The organism is Vibrio sp. OPT20 (assembly GCF_963889365.1).
GTDB lineage: Bacteria > Pseudomonadota > Gammaproteobacteria > Enterobacterales > Vibrionaceae > Vibrio > Vibrio splendidus.
The window spans coordinates 214,596-233,721 of sequence record NZ_CAWPOA010000101.1 but is presented as its reverse complement, the minus strand read 5'-3'; the positions used below and the strand labels follow the sequence as shown (position 1 = coordinate 233,721).

20 protein-coding genes and 2 pseudogenes are annotated in these 19,126 nt (G+C 43.8%); 15 read left to right on the top strand and 7 right to left on the bottom strand.

The genetic code is table 11. The annotated features are described in order from the left end of the window. From AACR09_RS21230 to AACR09_RS21220, 3 genes are all read left to right on the top strand, one after another. Positions 1 to 2,614, top strand: a 2,614-nt coding sequence (locus AACR09_RS21230) for an SbcC/MukB-like Walker B domain-containing protein (protein WP_228010798.1), incomplete at its 5' end; no start/stop codon positions are given. Between the two features lie 439 nt (positions 2,615 to 3,053). Next, positions 3,054 to 3,197: a DUF2256 domain-containing protein gene (locus tag AACR09_RS21225; protein WP_081090015.1), complete on the top strand. Its 144-nt coding sequence runs from the start codon at positions 3,054 to 3,056 to the stop codon at positions 3,195 to 3,197. A gap of 93 nt (positions 3,198 to 3,290) precedes the next feature. Beyond that, the gene (locus AACR09_RS21220; protein ID WP_029221996.1) at positions 3,291 to 4,175 is read left to right on the top strand and encodes a PA4780 family RIO1-like protein kinase; all 885 of its coding nucleotides are present in this window, start codon (positions 3,291 to 3,293) and stop codon (positions 4,173 to 4,175) included. Between the two features lie 147 nt (positions 4,176 to 4,322). Here the strand turns inward: AACR09_RS21220 and AACR09_RS21215 are convergent, their stop codons facing one another. The 4 genes from AACR09_RS21215 to AACR09_RS21200 form a co-directional block, all read right to left on the bottom strand. Beyond that, positions 4,323 to 5,063, bottom strand: coding sequence for an SDR family oxidoreductase (locus AACR09_RS21215; RefSeq protein ID WP_193835649.1), 741 nt, complete (start codon positions 5,061 to 5,063; stop codon positions 4,323 to 4,325). Continuing rightward, positions 5,063 to 6,622 carry a cryptochrome/photolyase family protein gene (locus AACR09_RS21210; protein ID WP_193835648.1) on the bottom strand — a complete coding sequence of 520 codons (1,560 nt, stop codon included), beginning with the start codon at positions 6,620 to 6,622 and terminating at the stop codon, positions 5,063 to 5,065. The genes AACR09_RS21215 and AACR09_RS21210 overlap by 1 nt, the downstream gene beginning before the upstream one ends. Beyond that, entirely contained in the window at positions 6,619 to 8,001 is a 1,383-nt protein-coding gene (locus tag AACR09_RS21205) for a DASH family cryptochrome (RefSeq protein WP_193835647.1), read from the bottom strand. The genes AACR09_RS21210 and AACR09_RS21205 overlap by 4 nt, the downstream gene beginning before the upstream one ends. 198 nt (positions 8,002 to 8,199) lie before the next feature. Next, entirely contained in the window at positions 8,200 to 8,622 is a 423-nt protein-coding gene (locus AACR09_RS21200; RefSeq protein WP_017083567.1) for a universal stress protein, read from the bottom strand. Positions 8,623 to 8,865: 243 nt separating this feature from the next. On the opposite strand from AACR09_RS21200, the gene AACR09_RS21195 reads away from it, so the two are divergent. From AACR09_RS21195 to AACR09_RS21180, 4 genes are all read left to right on the top strand, one after another. Then, the gene (locus tag AACR09_RS21195; protein ID WP_017097434.1) at positions 8,866 to 9,996 is read left to right on the top strand and encodes a PcfJ domain-containing protein; all 1,131 of its coding nucleotides are present in this window, start codon (positions 8,866 to 8,868) and stop codon (positions 9,994 to 9,996) included. Between the two features lie 24 nt (positions 9,997 to 10,020). Beyond that, complete coding sequence (locus AACR09_RS21190; RefSeq protein WP_009846853.1) at positions 10,021 to 10,155, top strand: hypothetical protein; 135 nt, start codon at positions 10,021 to 10,023, stop codon at positions 10,153 to 10,155. Between the two features lie 66 nt (positions 10,156 to 10,221). Further along, positions 10,222 to 10,656: a GNAT family N-acetyltransferase gene (locus tag AACR09_RS21185; protein ID WP_017090242.1), complete on the top strand. Its 435-nt coding sequence runs from the start codon at positions 10,222 to 10,224 to the stop codon at positions 10,654 to 10,656. A gap of 240 nt (positions 10,657 to 10,896) precedes the next feature. Next, positions 10,897 to 11,151, top strand: coding sequence for a DUF3297 family protein (locus AACR09_RS21180; protein WP_004733911.1), 255 nt, complete (start codon positions 10,897 to 10,899; stop codon positions 11,149 to 11,151). Between the two features lie 147 nt (positions 11,152 to 11,298). Here AACR09_RS21180 and AACR09_RS21175 read toward each other — a convergent pair whose 3' ends face one another. Together AACR09_RS21175 and AACR09_RS21170 are read right to left on the bottom strand one after the other, a co-directional pair. Further along, a complete protein-coding gene (locus AACR09_RS21175; RefSeq protein ID WP_102487989.1) occupies positions 11,299 to 11,799 on the bottom strand; it encodes a hypothetical protein in 501 nt (166 codons plus the stop codon). Positions 11,800 to 11,976: 177 nt separating this feature from the next. Next, positions 11,977 to 12,690, bottom strand: coding sequence for a membrane lipoprotein lipid attachment site-containing protein (locus tag AACR09_RS21170; protein ID WP_102487990.1), 714 nt, complete (start codon positions 12,688 to 12,690; stop codon positions 11,977 to 11,979). A 558-nt stretch (positions 12,691 to 13,248) separates the two neighbouring features. Between AACR09_RS21170 and glpT the strand changes: the two genes are divergently transcribed. From glpT to AACR09_RS21130, 8 genes and pseudogenes are all read left to right on the top strand, one after another. After that, positions 13,249 to 14,622: a glycerol-3-phosphate transporter gene (gene glpT, locus AACR09_RS21165; RefSeq protein ID WP_017083570.1), complete on the top strand. Its 1,374-nt coding sequence runs from the start codon at positions 13,249 to 13,251 to the stop codon at positions 14,620 to 14,622. A 78-nt stretch (positions 14,623 to 14,700) separates the two neighbouring features. Continuing rightward, complete coding sequence (glpQ, locus tag AACR09_RS21160) at positions 14,701 to 15,756, top strand: glycerophosphodiester phosphodiesterase (protein ID WP_193835646.1); 1,056 nt, start codon at positions 14,701 to 14,703, stop codon at positions 15,754 to 15,756. A 261-nt stretch (positions 15,757 to 16,017) separates the two neighbouring features. Next, complete coding sequence (locus AACR09_RS21155; RefSeq protein ID WP_193835645.1) at positions 16,018 to 16,482, top strand: ASCH domain-containing protein; 465 nt, start codon at positions 16,018 to 16,020, stop codon at positions 16,480 to 16,482. A gap of 75 nt (positions 16,483 to 16,557) precedes the next feature. Next, positions 16,558 to 16,692, top strand: a pseudogene (locus AACR09_RS21150) (D-2-hydroxyacid dehydrogenase family protein); the annotation flags it as partial. A 39-nt stretch (positions 16,693 to 16,731) separates the two neighbouring features. Beyond that, the gene (locus tag AACR09_RS21145) at positions 16,732 to 17,232 is read left to right on the top strand and encodes a GNAT family N-acetyltransferase (protein WP_193835644.1); all 501 of its coding nucleotides are present in this window, start codon (positions 16,732 to 16,734) and stop codon (positions 17,230 to 17,232) included. Positions 17,233 to 17,275: 43 nt separating this feature from the next. Continuing rightward, positions 17,276 to 17,779 (top strand): HAD family hydrolase, encoded by a 504-nt coding sequence (locus tag AACR09_RS21140; RefSeq protein ID WP_102537186.1) that lies wholly within the window; start codon positions 17,276 to 17,278, stop codon positions 17,777 to 17,779. Between the two features lie 112 nt (positions 17,780 to 17,891). Then, positions 17,892 to 18,272: a SpoIIAA family protein gene (locus AACR09_RS21135; protein WP_193835643.1), complete on the top strand. Its 381-nt coding sequence runs from the start codon at positions 17,892 to 17,894 to the stop codon at positions 18,270 to 18,272. A gap of 228 nt (positions 18,273 to 18,500) precedes the next feature. Then, positions 18,501 to 18,902, top strand: a complete 402-nt coding sequence (locus AACR09_RS21130; RefSeq protein WP_193835642.1) for an NUDIX hydrolase — start codon at positions 18,501 to 18,503, stop codon at positions 18,900 to 18,902. Between the two features lie 53 nt (positions 18,903 to 18,955). Here the strand turns inward: AACR09_RS21130 and AACR09_RS21125 are convergent. Next, positions 18,956 to 19,126: pseudogene (locus AACR09_RS21125) on the bottom strand (YkgJ family cysteine cluster protein); the annotation flags it as partial.

The window sequence follows — 19,126 nt, the reverse complement described above, 5'->3', positions numbered from 1 at the left end:
CAAAGATAAGCAAACTGCGGCCGTTAATACAGCGAATACGCTAAACGAGCAACATACGCAGCAGCGTAATCAACAGGTCGTGTTAGTCCAAAAAATAGATGCGCTGAAGCAACAAGATCAACTCAGTACTGAGTATTTAAATACACATCAAGCTGACCAACATCTGGAAAAATACCTAGGTCAATGGCAAGCCAAAGTTGAGCAAGTTCGTACTTTAGAGCGTCAACATGCAGAACAACTAAACTCAGCGAAGCAAGCTTTGTGTGCGGTTGATGCACAGCAAAAGATCATCAAATCTGCGCAAGACGCTAAAGCAACGCAAGATAAGACCTTAGCTGAATTGGTGGTGCTAGAGAGTAGTGCAAAGCAACAGTGGGAAGCATTGCAAGGCAACACTAGCGAGCAAGTGTTGAATTCGCAAAAAGATCTGTTGGAGTTTTGGAGTCGCCATACGCACTCATTACTTGAGATCAATCGTGGTTTCCTAAATGCCCAGCAACAGCTGCATGCAAAAACACAGGCACATCAAACTAACATTCAGTTGGTCGACAAGCTTTCGAAAGAACGTGAAGTGCTGGTGGAGCGATATAAAGAGAGAGAGACTTCGCTTGAACGATTAACGCGTTTGATTGATCAAGAAGGCGAGTTGGCAAAATACCGTGCAGGTCTAGAATCAGGCTCTGAGTGCCCACTGTGTGGTTCAACAGACCATTCGATTGAACAGTCGCAAGATATTGCAAATTTGGTTGCTCAAAAAGATAGAGAAAACCTAGAGTTAACAGCTATCAAAAAAGAAGGCCAAGAGCATCGTCAGCAGTTAGATTCTCTTGCCCCTATGATTGCAGCGCTTAACGATGACATTCAACGTGCACAAGCGGATATTCAGCAGGCTCAAATGAATTGGCAAGGCGTTGTCGGCAAGCTTCAACAGAGCTTATCGGATTTCGTTGGCACGGCTCCTGAACTGGCGCTGCTAACGATTAACGATTTAGGCAATGAAGCTACAGTCGCGACATTTGCTCAGCAGTGTGAACTTCAACTAAGTCGGAGCTCGCAGCAACTCAAAGCGTTGGCTGATGCTAAAGCGCACTATGCTGAAGCTGATAAACAACGCTTGTCTGCAAGTGTTATGGCTGACAAGGCGCAGTCTAATCTCGAGTTGGCCGAGCAACGCTTAGCGGATCTGAATAAGCAAAATCACAGCACGAGCGAACAAGTGGCTCAGATTGCTCTAGCAAAAGAACAGCAATGGAACGCTCTGAAAGAGAGCATTGTTCAAACGGCTATCGAAGCGCCTGAACTTGAACATATTGATGATTGGTTTACTGCTAAATCACAAGCATCAAGCACATGGCAGCAAACCAAACAGCAACAGGCCGATATTGAGAAGCAACTGATCACTCAAAATGCCGAATTGAAAACCTTAGATGACAAGCTGAGCAGTGTTGAGAAAGAGCTCGCGACACTGAAGCAAGAGAGTGAGTCTCTAGTGTTAGAGCTGACTCGTGTAACGGCTGAAAGAACAGAGTTGTTTGGTGATAAAGACATTCAAGCCACCAGCAATGCGATGAAGCAAAAAGTCACTGAAGCGGTAAATGCATTTGATGCTGCGCAGTTAGTGCTTAACCGTTGCGAGCTGGAACATCGAACCGAGCAAACCAAACACACTGGTTTCTCGGACGAGTTGGTCAGTAAGCAATCGAGCTACACACAAGCGTCGAATGCTTGGTTAGAGGAGCTGAAAACTAGCCCATTCGAAGATGAGGCTAATTTTGAAGCAGCGTTGTTGGATGAAGAGGTTAGAACTCAACTTCAAAGCCTGAAGAAGTCTTTAGACGAAGCGATTGTCAGTGCGAAAGCAAGGTTAAACACCGCCAAATCGACGCAAGTGGAGCTACAAAACCACGAAAATGCTAAAGCATGGCAAGAGCAAGACCAACAGCAAGTTGAAGAAGCGACTACTGAGTGTCAAAACGCACAACAAAGCCATGCGACAAAGATCGGCGCGATTTCTGCCAATCTTGAAACTGATAACCAGAACCGCAGTAATCAGCAGAATCTGTTTAAGCAAATAGACGAACAGCAGGTCGACTTTGATGATATTTCACGCCTGAATTCACTTATTGGTTCTAAGAACGGCGACAAGTTTCGTAAGTTTGCTCAAGGTCTAACACTGGAAAACTTGGTGTACTTGGCGAACAAGCAGCTACAGCGTTTGCATGGTCGTTACGAGCTAAAACGTAAAGCCGATGATGGTTTAGAGCTGCAAGTGCTTGATACATGGCAGGGCGATGTGATGCGTGATACTAAGACTTTGTCCGGTGGCGAGAGCTTCTTAGTGAGCTTGGCGTTGGCATTAGCGCTTTCTGATCTTGTGAGCTACAAAACCAGTATTGATTCTCTGTTCTTGGATGAAGGTTTCGGCACGCTGGATAGCGACACATTGGACATTGCTTTAAACGCGCTCGATAACTTGAATGCATCAGGCAAGATGATTGGCGTCATTAGTCACGTTGAAGCACTGAAAGAGCGAGTGCCTGTTCAGCTTAAAGTAACAAAACACTCTGGCTTAGGTGTCAGTGAGATGGAGAAGCAGTACAAGGTTGTTGCTTAGCTTCTAGTCATATTCATCAGCGCAGAAATAGAAACAGGGCTGGATTAAGCAGATCCCCGACTCAGTCGTTCCTCCTTCTCGAGGATGACGGAGTCGGAAGTTGTCATTAATCACTTCGCCGTCATCCCTTAATGTCAGGATCGAATAAAAGGCAGCCGTCATTCCCTAAAGCGAGGCACGAGAGTAATAGGGAATCCGGGCTTGTTGGTATTACTTTCTTCATTTCCTAAAGTGAGGTACGAACGTAGTAGGGACTCTAGGTTTGTTGGTTTTACCTTCGTCATTCCCTAAAGTGTGGTACGAACGTAATAGGGAATCTGGGGTTGGTCGTATTACCTTCGTCATTCTATGAAGCGAGAATCGAGCGTAATAGAGAATCGAGCGTAATAGAGAATCTCTAGTAGACGCGAGAAGTGGACTCATCAAAAAGGAAACGGCCATGCACAAGAAGCCCCATTTACCAACTAAGACATGTCCTATTTGCAAAAAGCCTTTCTCATGGCGTAAAAAGTGGCAACGTTGTTGGGATGACGTGATTTACTGTTCTGAACGTTGTCGTCGTCATAAGCCAACTTTGGCGTAATTTCTGTTCGTTTTTAGAACACGTTAATAGTTTCGTCATTCATTTCTTAAGTTAATATTTCTATCTGTAAGACAACTAATGTATAAAGGCGGCATGAAGATACCTAAAAGAATACAGCCCTTAGTTGACGATGGTTTAGTCGACGAGGTGACAAGCCAATTAATGAGTGGCAAAGAAGCTTCAGTGTACATAGTACGCTGCGGCGATACGATCCGTTGTGCCAAGGTATATAAGGAAATAAGCCAGCGCAGCTTTAAAAAAGCAACGGCGTATCGTGAAGGTCGAAAAGTCCGAAATAGCCGCCGTGCTCGAGCGATGGAAAAAGGCTCTGGCTTTGGTCGTGAGCAACAAGAGAAAGTGTGGCAAAGCGCTGAAGTGGATGCCTTGTATAAACTGGCAGAAGCGGGTGTTCGTGTGCCTGTTCCTTATGGCTGTTTTGATGGCGTGCTGCTTATGGAGCTAGTCACTGATGATGACGGTTATGTGGCTCCAAGATTGAACGATGTTGTAATGCCGCCAGAACAAGCGATTGAAGATCATGCGGTGATGATGACTTACGTGGTTAAAATGCTTTGCGTTGGTTTGATCCATGGTGACTTGTCTGAGTTTAACGTATTGGTTGATGAATACGGCCCTGTGATTATCGATCTACCACAAGCTGTCGATGCTTCGGCGAACAACAACGCTGAGTGGATGTTGGCTCGTGACATCAATAACATCCGTGATTATTACGCTCAGTTTGCCCCTGAATTGGCGAAAACCGAGTATGCCAAGGAAATGTGGGCTTTATACGAGAAAGGCGACTTAAAGCCAGATAGCAAACTGACGGGCGAGTTTACGGAAACTGACGATTTGGCAGACATCGAAGCCATTATGCAAGAGATAGACGCTGCGCGAATTGAAGAACAACACCGACGCGAGCGTGTTAAAGAAGAAAAAGAAGGTGTAGACGACAGCAAGTTCAATTGGGCTGAGTAGTCGTGATCATCGTTTTTGATCTTTCTTTAAATGCCAGTCATAACGCCTTAAAAAACTGAGGCGCTCTTTCAAAAAAATAACCCAATAGAGCCTCAACTCTGTTGGGTTATTTTTTTAGCACTCATAAAAGACGGCCACTGGTATTAACTACCACTTTAACTGCTCACCATCGTAAGCGTAGAAGTGCCCACTTTTATCCGGCGTGGCAGTGCGAATAATATCGACCAAGTGATGGGCGACATAGCTCGACTCAAACAACTTACCCTCAGGGACATTGGTCTGAAAAGGCTTCGATAAAGCCGTGTCTGTTGTGCCCGGGTGTAGCGCTAATACTGTGCCTTTCTTTATGGTGCGTTGCCATTCAATCGACATGGTTTTGATGAACATGTTGAGTGCCGCTTTCGATGACCGATAGCTATACCATCCACCTAATCGGTTATCTGAAATGCTACCTACCTTTGAGGATACCACTGCAAATTTTGGATTGTCACTCGTTCTAAGAATCGGCGTGAAGTGCTTTGCCAGTAATAAGCTGGGTAGGGTATTCACTGAAATGTTTTTCAGGAAAAACTCAGGGTCGATAGAAGACAAGTTTTTTTCCGGCCCGAGCTCTGATGTGTGAAGCATACCCACGCAGTTTATCAACCAGTCCAATTTTTCAAACTGTTTGCTGAGTTGCTCGATATCAGCTTCGTTGGTTGCATCGACTTTGTGCCAGTTCAAACGACTGTTTTCTAGTTCTGGCTGTTGAGAGTGGTAAGTCGCGTCTACATGCACATCAAGAAAATCAAACCGAGACAGCTCAGATAATAGGTGTTTAACCACAGCGAAACCAATACCGCCACTCCCACCGACAACTAGTATGTGTAATCTGAGTTGCTCAACCATTATAAATTCTCCAAGTTTGTGATTCGTTGTTCTGCGGTCTCGAGTATCGCTTGTTGGTCTTGTTCATCCATATTGTCCCAAGAGCGATATAACATGCCCATGCGTGGGTTACGGTTTAACGCATCGCGGTGCTGGTTCATAAAGCGCCAGTACAAGCTATTGAAAGGGCATGATTGCTCTCCGCTGCGTTCTTTTATCTTGTAGTGACAGCCTTTGCAGTAGTCACTCATACGGTTGATGTAAGAACCGCTGGCAGAGTATGGTTTGGTTCCGACGATCCCGCCATCCGCAAAAAGTGCCATACCTCGCGTATTTGGCATTTCGACCCACTCAATCGCGTCGACGTATATACCCAGGTACCAACTGTCTACTTGGTCGGGGTCTATGCCCGTAATTAAGCAGAAGTTGCCAGTGATCATTAACCTTTGGATGTGATGCGCGTAAGCAAATTCAAGGGACTGGTCAATCGCATGCTTCATGCAATTCATCTTGGTTTGCCCATCCCAAAAGTAATGAGGCAACTGACGGTCTGCTGCGTAGTGATTTTTGTTGGCGTAAGCAGGCATGTTCGCCCAATAAATGCCACGTATGTATTCTCTCCAGCCTAGAATTTGGCGTACGAACCCTTCGACTTGTGCAATATCGATAGTGGGTGCACTTGGCTTAGAAGGAGCTTGATAAGCTGATAACGCAGCATCAATCACTTCTTGGGGACTTAGCAGTTTACTGTTCAATGAAAAGGAGAGGCGGCTATGATACAAGCTCCATTTTGAATCGTGTTCTGTAGTCATCGCATCTTGAAATTGCCCAAATAACGGTAAGCAGACTTGGCAGAAATGAGCGAGCAGAGACAAGCTTTGTGCGCGGTTAACTGGCCATAATAATTGATCGCCAACTTCACCAATGGTTTGAACTTGATGACGCTCGATGCGTTCTAAAATCACGGAAATGTCGTTGGCAAACATCAGAGGTTGAGGCAGGCTTTCAATGTCTTGTTTCTTGAGCTTCTTTCGATTGTTCGCATCGTAATTCCATTTTCCACCAACGGGCTTTCCGTCTTCTAGCAAAATGTCGAAGCGCTTTCTCATTCGGCGATAGAAGTGTTCCATCATGATGTGTTTGTCTTTCGGAAACTGTTGTTCGATCTCTTCGAATGGAAAGAGGAAGTGTTCGGAATCACAACAACCTTTGGTCGCATTAGTTAGCTTTAGCTTGTTCATCTGCTCTAAAAGGCGATATTCATCTGGCCTTTGATATTCGAATTTCTCAGCGCCGAATTCGTGTACGTAGTGTTGCAATAGAGCATCGAGATTTTCAAATTGCGTGGTGTCATCAAGAGTGAGGTGGAGTACCTGATGACCTTGTTGTTTGAGTTCGTCGGCAAAATAGCCCATCGCAGAGAAAAAAGCGGCCACCTTTTGGATGTGCGATGCAACGTAGTCAGTCTCTTGCTTGAGTTCAGCGATGATGTAAATGACCTCGTCATCAACCTGTTGATACCAAGAGTGCTGGATATTGAGTTGGTCGCCTAAGACAAGGCGCACGGTTTTTAAATTCATAACACATCCTGATTGTTGGTTAAGACAAGTTCTTTGCTTCTGGCATTCCACTTGTTGATGAACGCATGGTCTGGGTCGTACATATCCGTTTGCTTACCCAAATCAAAATGACGTGATTTGGGTTGTGCTTGGTTGGCATTCTTTTGCTTGTTGGTTTGAGTGCTTACCTGAGGTCTCAGCGCTCCGGCTATATACGCCCAATTGCCCCAGTTTGATGCCACGTCATAGTCGATAAGTTGGCTCTCAAAATAGGCTGCGCCGTGTCGCCAATCGATCCCTAGTTCGTAGATCAAACAGCTGGCCGTTAGCTGTCTTCCTCGGTTAGACATGTAGCCTGTTTCATTAAGCTGACGCATACATGCATCGACAATCGGATAGTTGGTATTGCCACTTTTCCATTTGGCGAAATTCAGGTTCGACATCGCTGAGGAGTTTGAAGAGTCGAGTTCATGGTTTGAAGTTTCACCGAACAACGACGAACCCAGTGACAAACACTTCCAATAGAAATATTCGCGCCATAACAACTCAAAGTAGATCCAATAGGTTGAATCGTTACTGCCATGCTTGGCTTCAAACTGTTTCAATTGGCGATAAATCGTTTTAGGCGAAACGCAGCCGAGCGCTAACCACGGTGAGAACTTGGTTGAGTTTTCGATGCCGTCAAATGCGTTTCGAGTCTGCTTGTATTTAAAAGCGTAGTCATGTGAAAAGTAGTTTTCTAAATGCGCTAGTCCTGCGTCTTCGCCACCCAAATAATCGCTTATTACTGCGCTTTCATCATTTGGTGAACTGAATAATGAGATTGTCGATGTCGATGCCGGTCTCACTGCTGGTGGTAGAGCTGAAATAACCGTCTCACCGTCATTAACGTCCAAGTGCTCGACTAGCTTTCTAAATTTGGTAAAAGAGCTCGGGACTTTTGAGAATTCGAACGGTAGCTCATGTGAGTCAAACAAGGTTGAGTGATGTGGTAAACACATTACTAAGTTAGGCGACTGTCTTTGTATTGATCGAATCAATCGTCGCTCATCGTAACCGCAGTGTGCATTGGCGAAAAAGTGGGTGACGTGCTGTGTAGCAATAATTTGGCTGAGTGTTTGCTCGGTTGTGTCGGGTTCTAAATGATTACTGCGAATCACGACAAGTTGCTGCCCTAGCTTCACTAAATTTGATTCTAAATTGGCTATCGATTGCGAAACAAAAGCCTGGCGATGTGCGCCATAACTTTGTTCTTGCGCTAAATCAGCAGAGAAACGAGCCAAAGTGGGTTCGACAATCACGCAAATGAGTTTATCGACGCTTTGTGCAGCGCAATGGAGTAATTGATTGTCGTTGATTCTTAAGTCGTTTGTAAAAAGATAGAGACCAATCTTTTTCATTGCTTGCACTCGTGATTTGTTAGTTATTAGACGGTTACGAGTGGATGAGCAAACAAGATCACAAATGATTTCGTCAAATGGGTAATGGTTGAATTTGGGGAAAGAAGAGGATTAAAGAAGGGATAGAAGCCAACCAATAATACCGATAGAGGTTGGCTAATGAAGCCTGGCTTTATAAGCCGCGAGTCTCTAGGAGCTCTAGTCCATAGGAACGACGAGTATGTCGACGGGAGAAGAGTCTATCAATTGCTTCGAGTGCGAGATGATCTTATGCCAAAAATCATGATGATGACCACAGAGCATTAGATCAATGTTGTGCGTTTTCACAGCATCTTTGAGTTTGTCATTCAAATCTCCCGTACCTACAAAAATATGCTGAACCGGATGTTTAGCGTAAGCCTCAAACTCTCTTAAGTGTTTTATCGCATCATCATTGACAGGTAAGTCACCATTATTTTGTTGAATATCAACGAGTTCTGGGTAGATTTCTCCGTGAGTACCGTCGATATAAACAAACGAAAGTTCCGTTTCTAGTTTGTTCGCGAAGAAGGTTGCTCTATCAATGAGTATTTTCGAGTCATCAGACATTTCAAGTGCGACCAGAATATGTCGGTATTCCATAATTAAAGCCTCTTGTTATTAGTGATGTTACAAGCATAGTTTCTCTCTAAGTAAATGATATCGAAGAGGTCTCATATTGCGTAAAATCATCATTCAAAGATCTTCTAAGTACTCTTGTATTTATATCGCTTTGATTGATAAGAAATTTACAAAAGGTTGTTATAGTGACTTCAGTCCGAGCTTTAGGCTTTTTGTTATTAGATAAGTTCGACAGTTCAACGCGCCATTAACGAAGAGGCATCAATGACAGCACTACTTACCATTCCCACTCGCACATTAGGCTTTGATTACGATATTGAGATCAGTGATTGGTCGCAAAAGCTCGTGGGCTTTCATGTGTTTGAAGATGGTAGACGACCGCTCGATGGTGGTATTGGTTTAAGCCTCAACCTCGTTGAGCAGTTTGATGTGAATGGTCGTTGGTTAGATTCATTGCCAGCTCGTTATCGTGAGATAACCGATGATTTCCCAGAGTATCAATACCAGATGTTGTGGCTCGCGGCGAACACTTATGAGGCGGCTCAATTGCTTGAATTAAGGCCGGTTATCTTGGCGTTAATCTGCATGAAACACAGTGTCGATAACAAGAAAGCATTGGAACTGAGTCGTCTAGGGCAGAAGAGAATCTTAACCAAACTGGGCTTAGACGGCAGTAAAGCCACACTCAAATTTATCGATAAGCTAGAGCTTCATTACAACGTCGGTGATGAGCTTGACCACATTGTGCGAATTCTCGAACCCCTGCAAAGACGTGTTCTTAAATTCAAGCATTACTCCAAAGTTGGCTACACAGCGCTTCGTTTGGATCAAGTTCATCCATTTCTAACCGGCAGTCGATTGGGCATTGCGATGGTGGAAGAGGGCAGGCTTAATGCGCCTTCAAAAATGGCAATGTTCCAAGATGCGATATTGTTAGGACTAGATTTGGAGATGGATGATCCATTACGCGCCATTACCAGCCAGAACTCATTTGCGATGTTCGAACAACTTCACGATAGATGGACAGAGCAACGTCAACTGCGTCGTTTAGAAGGTAACCGCCCAATGGATAAAGACATTCCTTACCCGGTTCCTTTGCTAGGTAACGACAATATTCATCCGCTTACTGATTACTACGACCTTGAAAAAGAAGGCATGGAGCAAAAACACTGCATTGGTGTTTATCATAATCGAATCATGAGTGATCGCTATGTGGTATTCCGCATGTTCAAACCTCAGCGTTTAACCATAGGTTTACGTCGTGTCCCGAGCAAAGCGTTTCCGTTTGAGATTGACCAAATTTGCGGAAAACGAAATGCACCGCCATCGGAGTCCGCTCGCCAAGTTATTCATGACTGGTTAGAAGCGAGTAAACAAAAGTATCCTAAGCAATAGCCATGAAGTAGAAGGAGTAGCAGGATGTTTCAACAAGGCGATTTATGTCCGCATTGTGGTTTGATTATTGTGATGCCAACAGATTTGCAAGCCGAATGCTTAGGGTGTGGCGAAGAAATCAATCAAGACCCTGCAGACGATTACGACGAAGAAGAGTAACTTTACCTACACTAATATAAACCAAGGTTAGGATGGCCGTATTAGCCCTTCAAAGGATGGAAAGACATGCAGAAAGTCATCTTTAGAAATTGCGATGAAAGTTCGCCATATTGGAGTGAATTAGAGCGCTTGTTTCAAAGTGAATGGTCGGATTTTAAGTTTAAAGATACCTATAAAGACTGCGTACAACTCCCTCCAGTAATAATAGTGCTTCGCGATAATGTGGTCATTGGTGGCTTGGCATATTCCCATTTTCAGGAACCTCATCAAGTAAGAGATGTGGTTTGGATTAATGCTGTTTATGTTGATGCTCAATGGCGTGGTCAAGGTATTGCAAGTGAATTGATTAATCGTGGTGTAAAACAGTTTTCTTCTACAGTACAAACTCAACTGTACGTGTACACCAATGTAATGGAACTCTACCAAGGATTAGGTTGGTCAGTCGTCGATATCGACTCAGAAGCAAACCATAAAGTGATGAGTATAGAGCTTATTCGATAAGCTCAGAGCAAAGCCAACTATTAGGTTATCTACCTATCGAGTATTGAACCTATCTCTTTATCAACAACGTATAATCCTGTTAAATTTTCGTTTGAAATAATACCTATATCGCCTTTAAATCAAACAACTCGCTGTTGATTAAAACGATCACTACGATTTATTGCAGCAGTTGTTGAGCACAAAGCCTATATTGACTAGAATGGCGCACTTTTTTTATTTACGTACATACAGGTAATGAACATGAGCGATACTAATTCAAAACCAGCTTTACCAGATCATCTAGCAGGTAACCCACGCAGCCCACACCACGTGGCTGAGTGTTTCGAATACCCAATCGGCATTCGTCTAAATGGTAAAGAGCGTACTGATGTTGAAGAATACTGCATCAGCGAAGGTTGGGTTAAGATCCCTTCTCCAAAAGCGCTAGACCGCCGTGGTCAGCCAATGCTTATTACTCTAAAAGGCTCTGTAGAAGCTTTTTACATCGAAGAATAATCGCTTTGTGTGACGAGCTAATGCTTCGTGTAGTTAGCAAATGTTTTGCCTAATTAGCCAACATAAAGTCACTAAGAGTTATTACTTGAAAGGGTCTAGAGAAATCTAGGCCCTTTTTGTTTGCTAAATCTATTAGGCTTATTACCTTTACCAGGCGATACCAGCACCAATTGAGAATTCCAAGTCTTCACCTTCTGCTTTATCGAATCCTGCTGTCACTACAAAGCCACTGTCCATAATATAGGTGGCATCTACGCCTCCGACTTGTTTGGTTGAGCTGTCAGAGAACTCGCGGCTATCCAAAGTTACGTCTGTATGTGTTCGCTTAATCCCGTAACCGGGAGTGATGTACAAGTTTTCGGTGATTCCAATAGGGGCGTGAAACTGATATTCGTTGTCACGTTGTTTGTATTCGTACGATTCTTCGTCTTCGTTATAAGCAGAACGAGTAAATTCAATACCATAACCGATGCTACCCGGACCGCGATATTTTATGTAAGAAGCAGACCAATCTCTCCATCCGCGCTCAGCCGAGAGACCAAATGTTATCGCAGTTTCTTCTTGGTTTTGTTCATAGGCTTGAACTTCAGAAACAGTGAAAAACAGAGTAGCGGCTAAGATGAGAAGGGGAAGTTTTTTGATGGTCATTGGATCTCTCGCTTATGTATACAAAATATCGGCGAATTCAAAGCATTGAACGCCAGTAGATTAGTAACCTAGTCCGGATCTTCCTTGAGCTTTTTGTTAGTGTTTTCTTCGTAGATGTTTTGAACGGCATCCCTTAGATTTGAGGATGCCTATTTGATATGGGAATGGGGGTAATTGTTATTTTAAAGTACGCAGCTTATTGACCTGCATTTTTGCACGAACTTTGGTAACTTCTGACTGAGAAGGCAAGTTGTCTTTAACCTTATTTTTAATATCCGCAACTGGGATAAAATTCCACTGACCATCGTGATACTTAACCACAAATGTTTCACGGTTCATCTCTTCACGGAACACCCAAACACCATCGTCGAGTCGCTTAAAGTCACCAACTACATTGCCGTTAGTGTCTTTTACTGTCCAAAAGGTATGTTCAGTATCAAGATAAGACTTCTGCTCACCTGAGATCATCTTGTCACCAGAGCTAACCGTGACATAGTTGTCACGAATGATGATTTCACCAACACGCTTATCATCCACGTAGATGCTGTAGAGAGTATGCTCGTCGCTAACCTGCTCTCGAACGGCTGAGACATGGGCATCGCTGTCATCTCGGTTAAAGAAAGGAATGTCTCCCAATTCAGGGATATGAACAAAACCTAAATCAGCTTCGTCAATTCTGTCGGCAATACTTTTTGGATTGCCGTACGTTGGGTCTGCGTTGTCATAACCATTATCACCGTCAAAAGATGGGTCGCCGTTACCAAAACCTGGGTCAATGTTTTCGAAACCATAATCACCATCAAATTGAGGTTGTGCTGGTTCAGAACCACCGCTAGATGAACAACCTGCTAAAACTGCAGTAAGAACGAGTGCGATAAGTGATTTGTTCATGATATTTCCTATCGTTTATTGAATTCGTAAGATGCTCACTGACTAACTTCACTACTAGGTGACGGGTACACGCCTTGTGTATAGACATTGCTGCATCGCTTGAGACATACAATAAACAATCGGGTCAGGTCGATAAATAAACGAAAAGAAATACAATACATCACGATCTGCTATGTGTTATTTGTGCTATGCATTGCGCAAGCTTATATTCTGACTCATTCACTATGCATGCTCTATATGTACCAATCTATTGATCTGATAACTACCACACTGAAGTTCCGGACATTCTGTTAAGTGAAATTGATAATGAATTGCTCACTCGAAAGTATGATTTATATACAAATGCCTTCCTCGAATAAGAAATCAAAAACAAAAATATGAAGCGTAGTCTAATTAAATGAAACTAAAGTGCTGTATTTAAGGTTATTTTTTGTTAATGGCTATCTCTATCACAGAAAATAATCCTGAAGCACATACAATTCCCAGGCTTTCGAATGAGCGCTAAACTTTTTTCGTTCGAGCATTTTATTTCTATCGCCCAATACACATGAGGTTCCTATGTTTGGAATATTCAAACCTATGGCGCATATCGATCGCTTATCTACCGATAAGATCGATAGCACCTACACACGATTACGATGGCAGCTTTTTCTCGGTATCTTTGTTGGTTATGCGGGGTACTATTTAGTCCGCAAAAACTTCAGTTTGGCGATGCCATACCTGATTGAGCAAGGGTACAGTCGAGGAGAGCTAGGGATTGCTTTAGCCGCAGTATCCATCGCTTACGGTTTATCTAAGTTTTTAATGGGCAGTGTTTCTGATCGCTCTAATCCTCGTTATTTTCTCAGTGGCGGCTTGTTAATGTCGGCATTGGTCATGTTCTGCTTCGGATTCATGCCATGGGCGACAGGCAGCATCACTGCGATGTTTATCCTGCTGTTCTTGAATGGTTGGTTTCAAGGCATGGGCTGGCCAGCTTGTGGGCGAACCATGGTTCACTGGTGGTCGCGTAAAGAACGTGGCGAGATAGTGTCGGTATGGAACGTTGCTCACAACGTCGGCGGCGGTTTGATTGGACCAATGTTCTTATTGGGTCTTTGGGCTTTTAATGACGACTGGCGAACCGCTTTTTATGTTCCTGCATTTTTTGCCACTCTCGTTGCTATTTTTGTTTGGTTCACGGTAAGAGATACACCTCAATCTTGTGGCTTACCACCGATTGAAGAACACAAAGACGATTACCCAGACGACTACGATACGTCTCACGAGAAAGAAATGACGGCGAAAGAGATCTTCTTTAAGTACGTTTTCTCTAACAAGTTACTGTGGTCAATCGCGATTGCTAATGCGTTTGTTTATCTTATCCGCTATGGCGTACTCGATTGGGCTCCAGTTTACTTAAAAGAAGCAAAAGACTTCTCAGTAGATAAATCGTCTTGGGCTTACTTCCTGTATGAGTGGGCAGGTATTCCTGGCACGTTATTGTGTGGTTGGATTTCAGATAAATTGTTCAAAGGTCGACGCGCTCCAGCAGGGATCCTGTTTATGGTTCTCGTAACTGTCGCAGTGTTGGTGTACTGGTTGAACCCAGCGGGTAACCCAACGGTCGATATGTTGGCACTGATTGCGATTGGCTTCCTTATTTATGGTCCAGTAATGCTAATCGGCTTGTATGCACTTGAACTTGCACCAAAGAAAGCGGCAGGTACAGCGGCTGGCTTAACGGGTCTATTTGGTTACCTAGGCGGGGCAGTTGCTGCCAATGCCGTGCTTGGTTTCATGGTTGACCATTACGGCTGGGATGGCGGCTTCATGATTTTGGTCGGAGCTTGTGTTGCTTCAATAATTTGTCTGCTTTACGCCTTCCTCGGTGAGCGTGCGCACCATAAACAAAAAGATCTCGAACGAGAGAAAGAAGCGCTAACTCAGTAGTTTATTAGCTGAACCACACCATACTAATAACAACAGAGGCAGGTATATCCTGCTTCTGTTTTATCAAGGGAAACAATAATGAAAACAACGTCACTGTCTCTGACTTTACTAGCACTTAGCTTATCTGCAAATGCGTTCGCCGATCCTTTAGTGATTGCGCATCGCGGTGCTTCTGGTTATTTACCCGAGCATACATTACCGGCTAAAGCACTCGCTTACGCAATGAAACCTGACTATATCGAACAAGATGTAGTGATGACCAAAGATGACCAATTGGTGGTTTTGCATGATCACTATTTAGATCGCGTCACTGATGTTGCTGACCGCTTTCCAGACCGTGCACGAGCAGATGGCCGCTATTACGCGATTGATTTTACGCTTGCCGAGATCAAATCATTAAAAGTGACTGAAGGCTTTAATCTAGATGACCAAGGTAATCGAGTAGCTGGGTTCCCAGCACGCTTCCCTATGTGGCAGTCTGATTTCCGTGTCGCTACCTTTGCAGAAGAGATTGAGCTGATCCAAGGCTTAAATAAGACCTTAGGTTATGACGTGGGCATCTATCCAGAGATTAAAGCACCTTGGTTCCATCGTCACGAAGGAAAAGATATCTCTAAAGCTGTACTTGCCACCTTGCAACAATATGGGTATCTATCGAAAGACGACAAGGTGTACTTGCAGTGTTTCGACGCCAATGAACTTCAACGCATCAATGATGAACTTATGCCAGCGATGGAAATGGATCTTAAGCTCGTTCAGTTGATGGCTTACACAGACTGGAACGAAACCATGACGTACCAAGGTGACAAAGCAACGCCGTACAGTTATGACTGGATGTTTGAGAAGGGCGGAATGGCAAAAGTCGCTAGCTATGCTGATGGCATTGGCCCATGGAAACCTATGCTGGTGGACGATGCATCGACCAAAGATAACATCATTATTAAACCATTGATGAAGTCAGCAAAAGACGCTGGCTTAGACGTTCACCCGTACACGTTCCGTGCTGACCCAGGAAGAATCCCAGCTTATGCTGATAACTTTGAAGGTATGTTGGATGTATTCTACAACCAAGTCAAAGTCGATGGCGTGTTTACCGACTTCCCAGACAAAGCGGTCGACTTCTTGAACCGTTAATTTCCTGCTCAGTTACGAGGTACTAGTAACGAGATACGAAGAGCTAAAAGCACAGCCTAAAGGCGCTTTTAGCTCTTTTTACTTTTTGGCTCTTCTTGTACTGGCCTCGAAATCCTACCGATATTCTTCTTTCTCAGCCCACATTTTGATATTCACTCGGTTTACAGCAATAATCTGACTTGATAGGTTACTCCCAATGCAGCCAGATGCTTAATCTATAAGTATTTATCGGCTCAACCTAATATTGAATTTGGAAAGATCATGGAAGAAAGAAGCAAAGCTTATCTTGATAACTACCTCAACACATTGCCAGCAGACGTTGCCTCGCAATACACCTCCTTTAGTGCTGATTATTACTGCGCCGACGAGTACAACGCTAACCTCTGCGCACAGTTGATTTTAAAAGGTGAAAAACAGGCGTCCTGCGGCCTTGAACACTGGTATACCCATGAAGGCGAGACGAGACCCATAGTTGGTCACTTGCAAGTCGTCACCGATTGGGATGGTAAGCCCGTATGTATTGTTGAGATCACGTCGGTGTCGTCGTGCAAATACAACGAAGTGAGTGCGGAGTTTGCTGCTGCAGAAGGCGAGGGTGACAAAACACTAGAATGGTGGAGAAAAGCACACTGGAATTTCTTCTCACGTGAATGTGAAGAACTCAAGATATCACCAAGTGAAGACATGTTACTTATGTTGGAGCGTTTCAAAGTGGTTTATCAATAGTGAAGTCCCCGCGCGTGATGTGTTGAATCGTAAGGCATGGCACTTTAGGTATCTTTGACTAAAGCAAGATAACTGGACACCGAACCGTTATTGTCCTTACCAAACGTTACTGCGACTCCACATTTGGGCTATGTTGAACAAAATAGCTACGAACTCTACTTCGATATCGCTTTCGACAACATTCTGTCCTATCAAAGAGATCGCATGTAACGATAGAATCTGCCCAAAGCAATAAAAAGGTAGAGAAGCATGAGCTTAACAATCAGAGAAGTAACAGTAGAAGATGCACAAGGCATTATTGATGTCTTGAATCCAATCATTATCGAAGCGCGTTATACGATCTTGGATCAGACTTTTACTGTTGATGAAGAAAAGGCATTCATTGAGTCGTTCCCTGAGCGTGGTGTGTTTAGCGTTGCAGTTAACGAAGCTACGAGTCAGTTACTTGGCTTCCAGAATGTCGAACCATTTGCTACTTATACTAAAGCCTTTGGCCATGTTGGTATCATTGGAACCTATGTTGATGCCAATAGCCGTGGGCAGGGCGTCGCCAAGCAGTTGTTTGATTACACATTCAAATCAGCGAAAGCCAAAGGTTATGAAAAGCTGTTCGCCTATGTAAGAGCAGACAACGAGCGCGCGTTAGCGGTATACCTTAAGCAAGGTTTTGAAATCGTCGGAACGGCTAAGAAACACGGTAAGATTGGTGACCAATACTTTGACGAGATCCTGATCGAGAAGTTTTTATAGGCTCGCTTAAACATTAGATAATTCATCGTATGCAGGAGGCAAGATGACAAAGCTAATCGAATTAACAGAAATAGTCTTATTCGACTGGGGCAATACGCTGATGGTCGATTTCCCAGACGCACAAGGGAAGATGTGCGACTGGGAAACCGTACAAGAAGTGAGTGGTGCTCGTGCATTACTGGCTGAACTCTCCAAAAATCACCAAGTTTATGTTGCCACCAATGCTGGTGATTCCAGTAAAGACGACATCATTCGAGCCTTTGAGCGCGTTGGCCTGTCTCAATATATCTTGGGTTATTTTTGTAAGGCGAGCATAGGTTTTTCCAAGTTTGAGCCGGAGTTCTATCCTGCCATTATTTCTAAGCTCGGTGTTGCACCACAAGACATCACCATGGTAGGCGACACTCTAGAGAAAGACATTTACCCAGCACTTGAAGCGGGTTTGAAAGCGGTGTGGTTGAACACGGAAAGTGCTGATCTTAAGTCAGAGCATCCGAATGTCATGCAAGTTCAATCCCTAAGCGAACTGTTGGAAAAGCGCGATTAACTCTCTGATATTAAGTTCAGATAAAGCGCTTGTCTGTTTTGACGCAAACCTCTCATCTCTTTGTTGTTTAATCCTCTAAGCTAACTCTAGTTTCTAGTATGAGGGCTAGGTTATGAGTATCGAACGTCACGGAATATCGGTTGGAATTGAACGTGTTAGCGGTGAAACTATCGTTGTGTTCAAAGCGAAAGGCAAACTCACACATGATGATTATCAAGCAATGATACCAATTCTGAATACCACGCTAGAAGAACTCGATTCATCGAAACTTAAGATGCTGGTCGACATCTCCACCTTAACGGGTTGGGAGTTGCGTGCTGCTTGGGATGATTTCAAACTGGGATTAGAGCTCAATTCGAAGATAGACAAAATCGCGATATATGGTGATAAAAGCTGGCAAGAAATGGCATCAAAAGTCGGCAGTTGGTTTGTGTCTGGTGAGATTAAGTCATTCGAAGGCCATGACTCAGCGCTTAAGTGGCTAGTCGATTGATTCTATCTACGGACCGCTAGCGAACAACCAATAAATAACGCCAATGCCAGTTGACGAGCCTTGTCTCGAAGGCTGTCATTTTTCGTTTTGGTTATGATATTTCCGATTCGATTCAATAGAGTATATTCATTGCAGCGTGTAACATACCCAGGCTTTGTTTGGTCGTGGATAATAGCGCGGCCAGATTCAGTAATAACGAGAACTAAAACAGAAATAAGGTCTAACGACATGCATAAGGTAATTGATAAGCTGGCTTGGATATTCATCAAAGACGGCAAGTTGTTGATGGTGAGATCAAAAGGCAAAGAACTGTTCTACCTACCGGGTGGTAAGCGTGAAGCTGGCGAAAGCGATGAGCAAGCACTGGTTCGTGAAATCAAAGAAGAGATCTCAGTTGATTTAGTGACTGATTCCATCAAATACGTTGAGACCTTTACAGGTCAAGCTGATGGCAAAGCGGAAGGCGTATCAGTGCAATTGACTTGTTACCTTGCTGATTATACTGGTGAACTGTCTCCAGATGCCGAAATCGAAGAGCTTAAGTTTGTTGATGGTAACGACAGAGCGGTATGCTCATTGGCGGCACTGGTTGCGCTTGATTGGTTAGAAGCGAACCAGTATTTGTCTTAAGGTTTTAGCGGCTACTAGCTAATACTGAAGATTGATCTTCAAAAGATCATCGCTTACGAATAGCTTGAAGGGCGGCTGTCTTTCATCAACAGGTCGAGTTTCCTTTGAGCTTTCTTCGTGTCTTGTAAATCCACCACCTCAATCATTTCACACTCATCTCGTACCATCTCATTAATCAGGCTTGGATAGTGTCTGCAATCTTCTGGTCGGTCTAAGTAAATGCT

Coding starts and splice junctions, on each gene's coding strand:
- AACR09_RS21225 (WP_081090015.1), top strand. CDS start 3,054: ATGCACAAGAAGCCCCATTTACCAACTAAGACATGTCCTATTTGCAAA.
- AACR09_RS21220 (WP_029221996.1), top strand. CDS start 3,291: ATGAAGATACCTAAAAGAATACAGCCCTTAGTTGACGATGGTTTAGTC.
- AACR09_RS21215 (WP_193835649.1), bottom strand. CDS start 5,063: ATGGTTGAGCAACTCAGATTACACATACTAGTTGTCGGTGGGAGTGGC.
- AACR09_RS21210 (WP_193835648.1), bottom strand. CDS start 6,622: ATGAATTTAAAAACCGTGCGCCTTGTCTTAGGCGACCAACTCAATATC.
- AACR09_RS21205 (WP_193835647.1), bottom strand. CDS start 8,001: ATGAAAAAGATTGGTCTCTATCTTTTTACAAACGACTTAAGAATCAAC.
- AACR09_RS21200 (WP_017083567.1), bottom strand. CDS start 8,622: ATGGAATACCGACATATTCTGGTCGCACTTGAAATGTCTGATGACTCG.
- AACR09_RS21195 (WP_017097434.1), top strand. CDS start 8,866: ATGACAGCACTACTTACCATTCCCACTCGCACATTAGGCTTTGATTAC.
- AACR09_RS21190 (WP_009846853.1), top strand. CDS start 10,021: ATGTTTCAACAAGGCGATTTATGTCCGCATTGTGGTTTGATTATTGTG.
- AACR09_RS21185 (WP_017090242.1), top strand. CDS start 10,222: ATGCAGAAAGTCATCTTTAGAAATTGCGATGAAAGTTCGCCATATTGG.
- AACR09_RS21180 (WP_004733911.1), top strand. CDS start 10,897: ATGAGCGATACTAATTCAAAACCAGCTTTACCAGATCATCTAGCAGGT.
- AACR09_RS21175 (WP_102487989.1), bottom strand. CDS start 11,799: ATGACCATCAAAAAACTTCCCCTTCTCATCTTAGCCGCTACTCTGTTT.
- AACR09_RS21170 (WP_102487990.1), bottom strand. CDS start 12,690: ATGAACAAATCACTTATCGCACTCGTTCTTACTGCAGTTTTAGCAGGT.
- glpT (WP_017083570.1), top strand. CDS start 13,249: ATGTTTGGAATATTCAAACCTATGGCGCATATCGATCGCTTATCTACC.
- glpQ (WP_193835646.1), top strand. CDS start 14,701: ATGAAAACAACGTCACTGTCTCTGACTTTACTAGCACTTAGCTTATCT.
- AACR09_RS21155 (WP_193835645.1), top strand. CDS start 16,018: ATGGAAGAAAGAAGCAAAGCTTATCTTGATAACTACCTCAACACATTG.
- AACR09_RS21145 (WP_193835644.1), top strand. CDS start 16,732: ATGAGCTTAACAATCAGAGAAGTAACAGTAGAAGATGCACAAGGCATT.
- AACR09_RS21140 (WP_102537186.1), top strand. CDS start 17,276: ATGACAAAGCTAATCGAATTAACAGAAATAGTCTTATTCGACTGGGGC.
- AACR09_RS21135 (WP_193835643.1), top strand. CDS start 17,892: ATGAGTATCGAACGTCACGGAATATCGGTTGGAATTGAACGTGTTAGC.
- AACR09_RS21130 (WP_193835642.1), top strand. CDS start 18,501: ATGCATAAGGTAATTGATAAGCTGGCTTGGATATTCATCAAAGACGGC.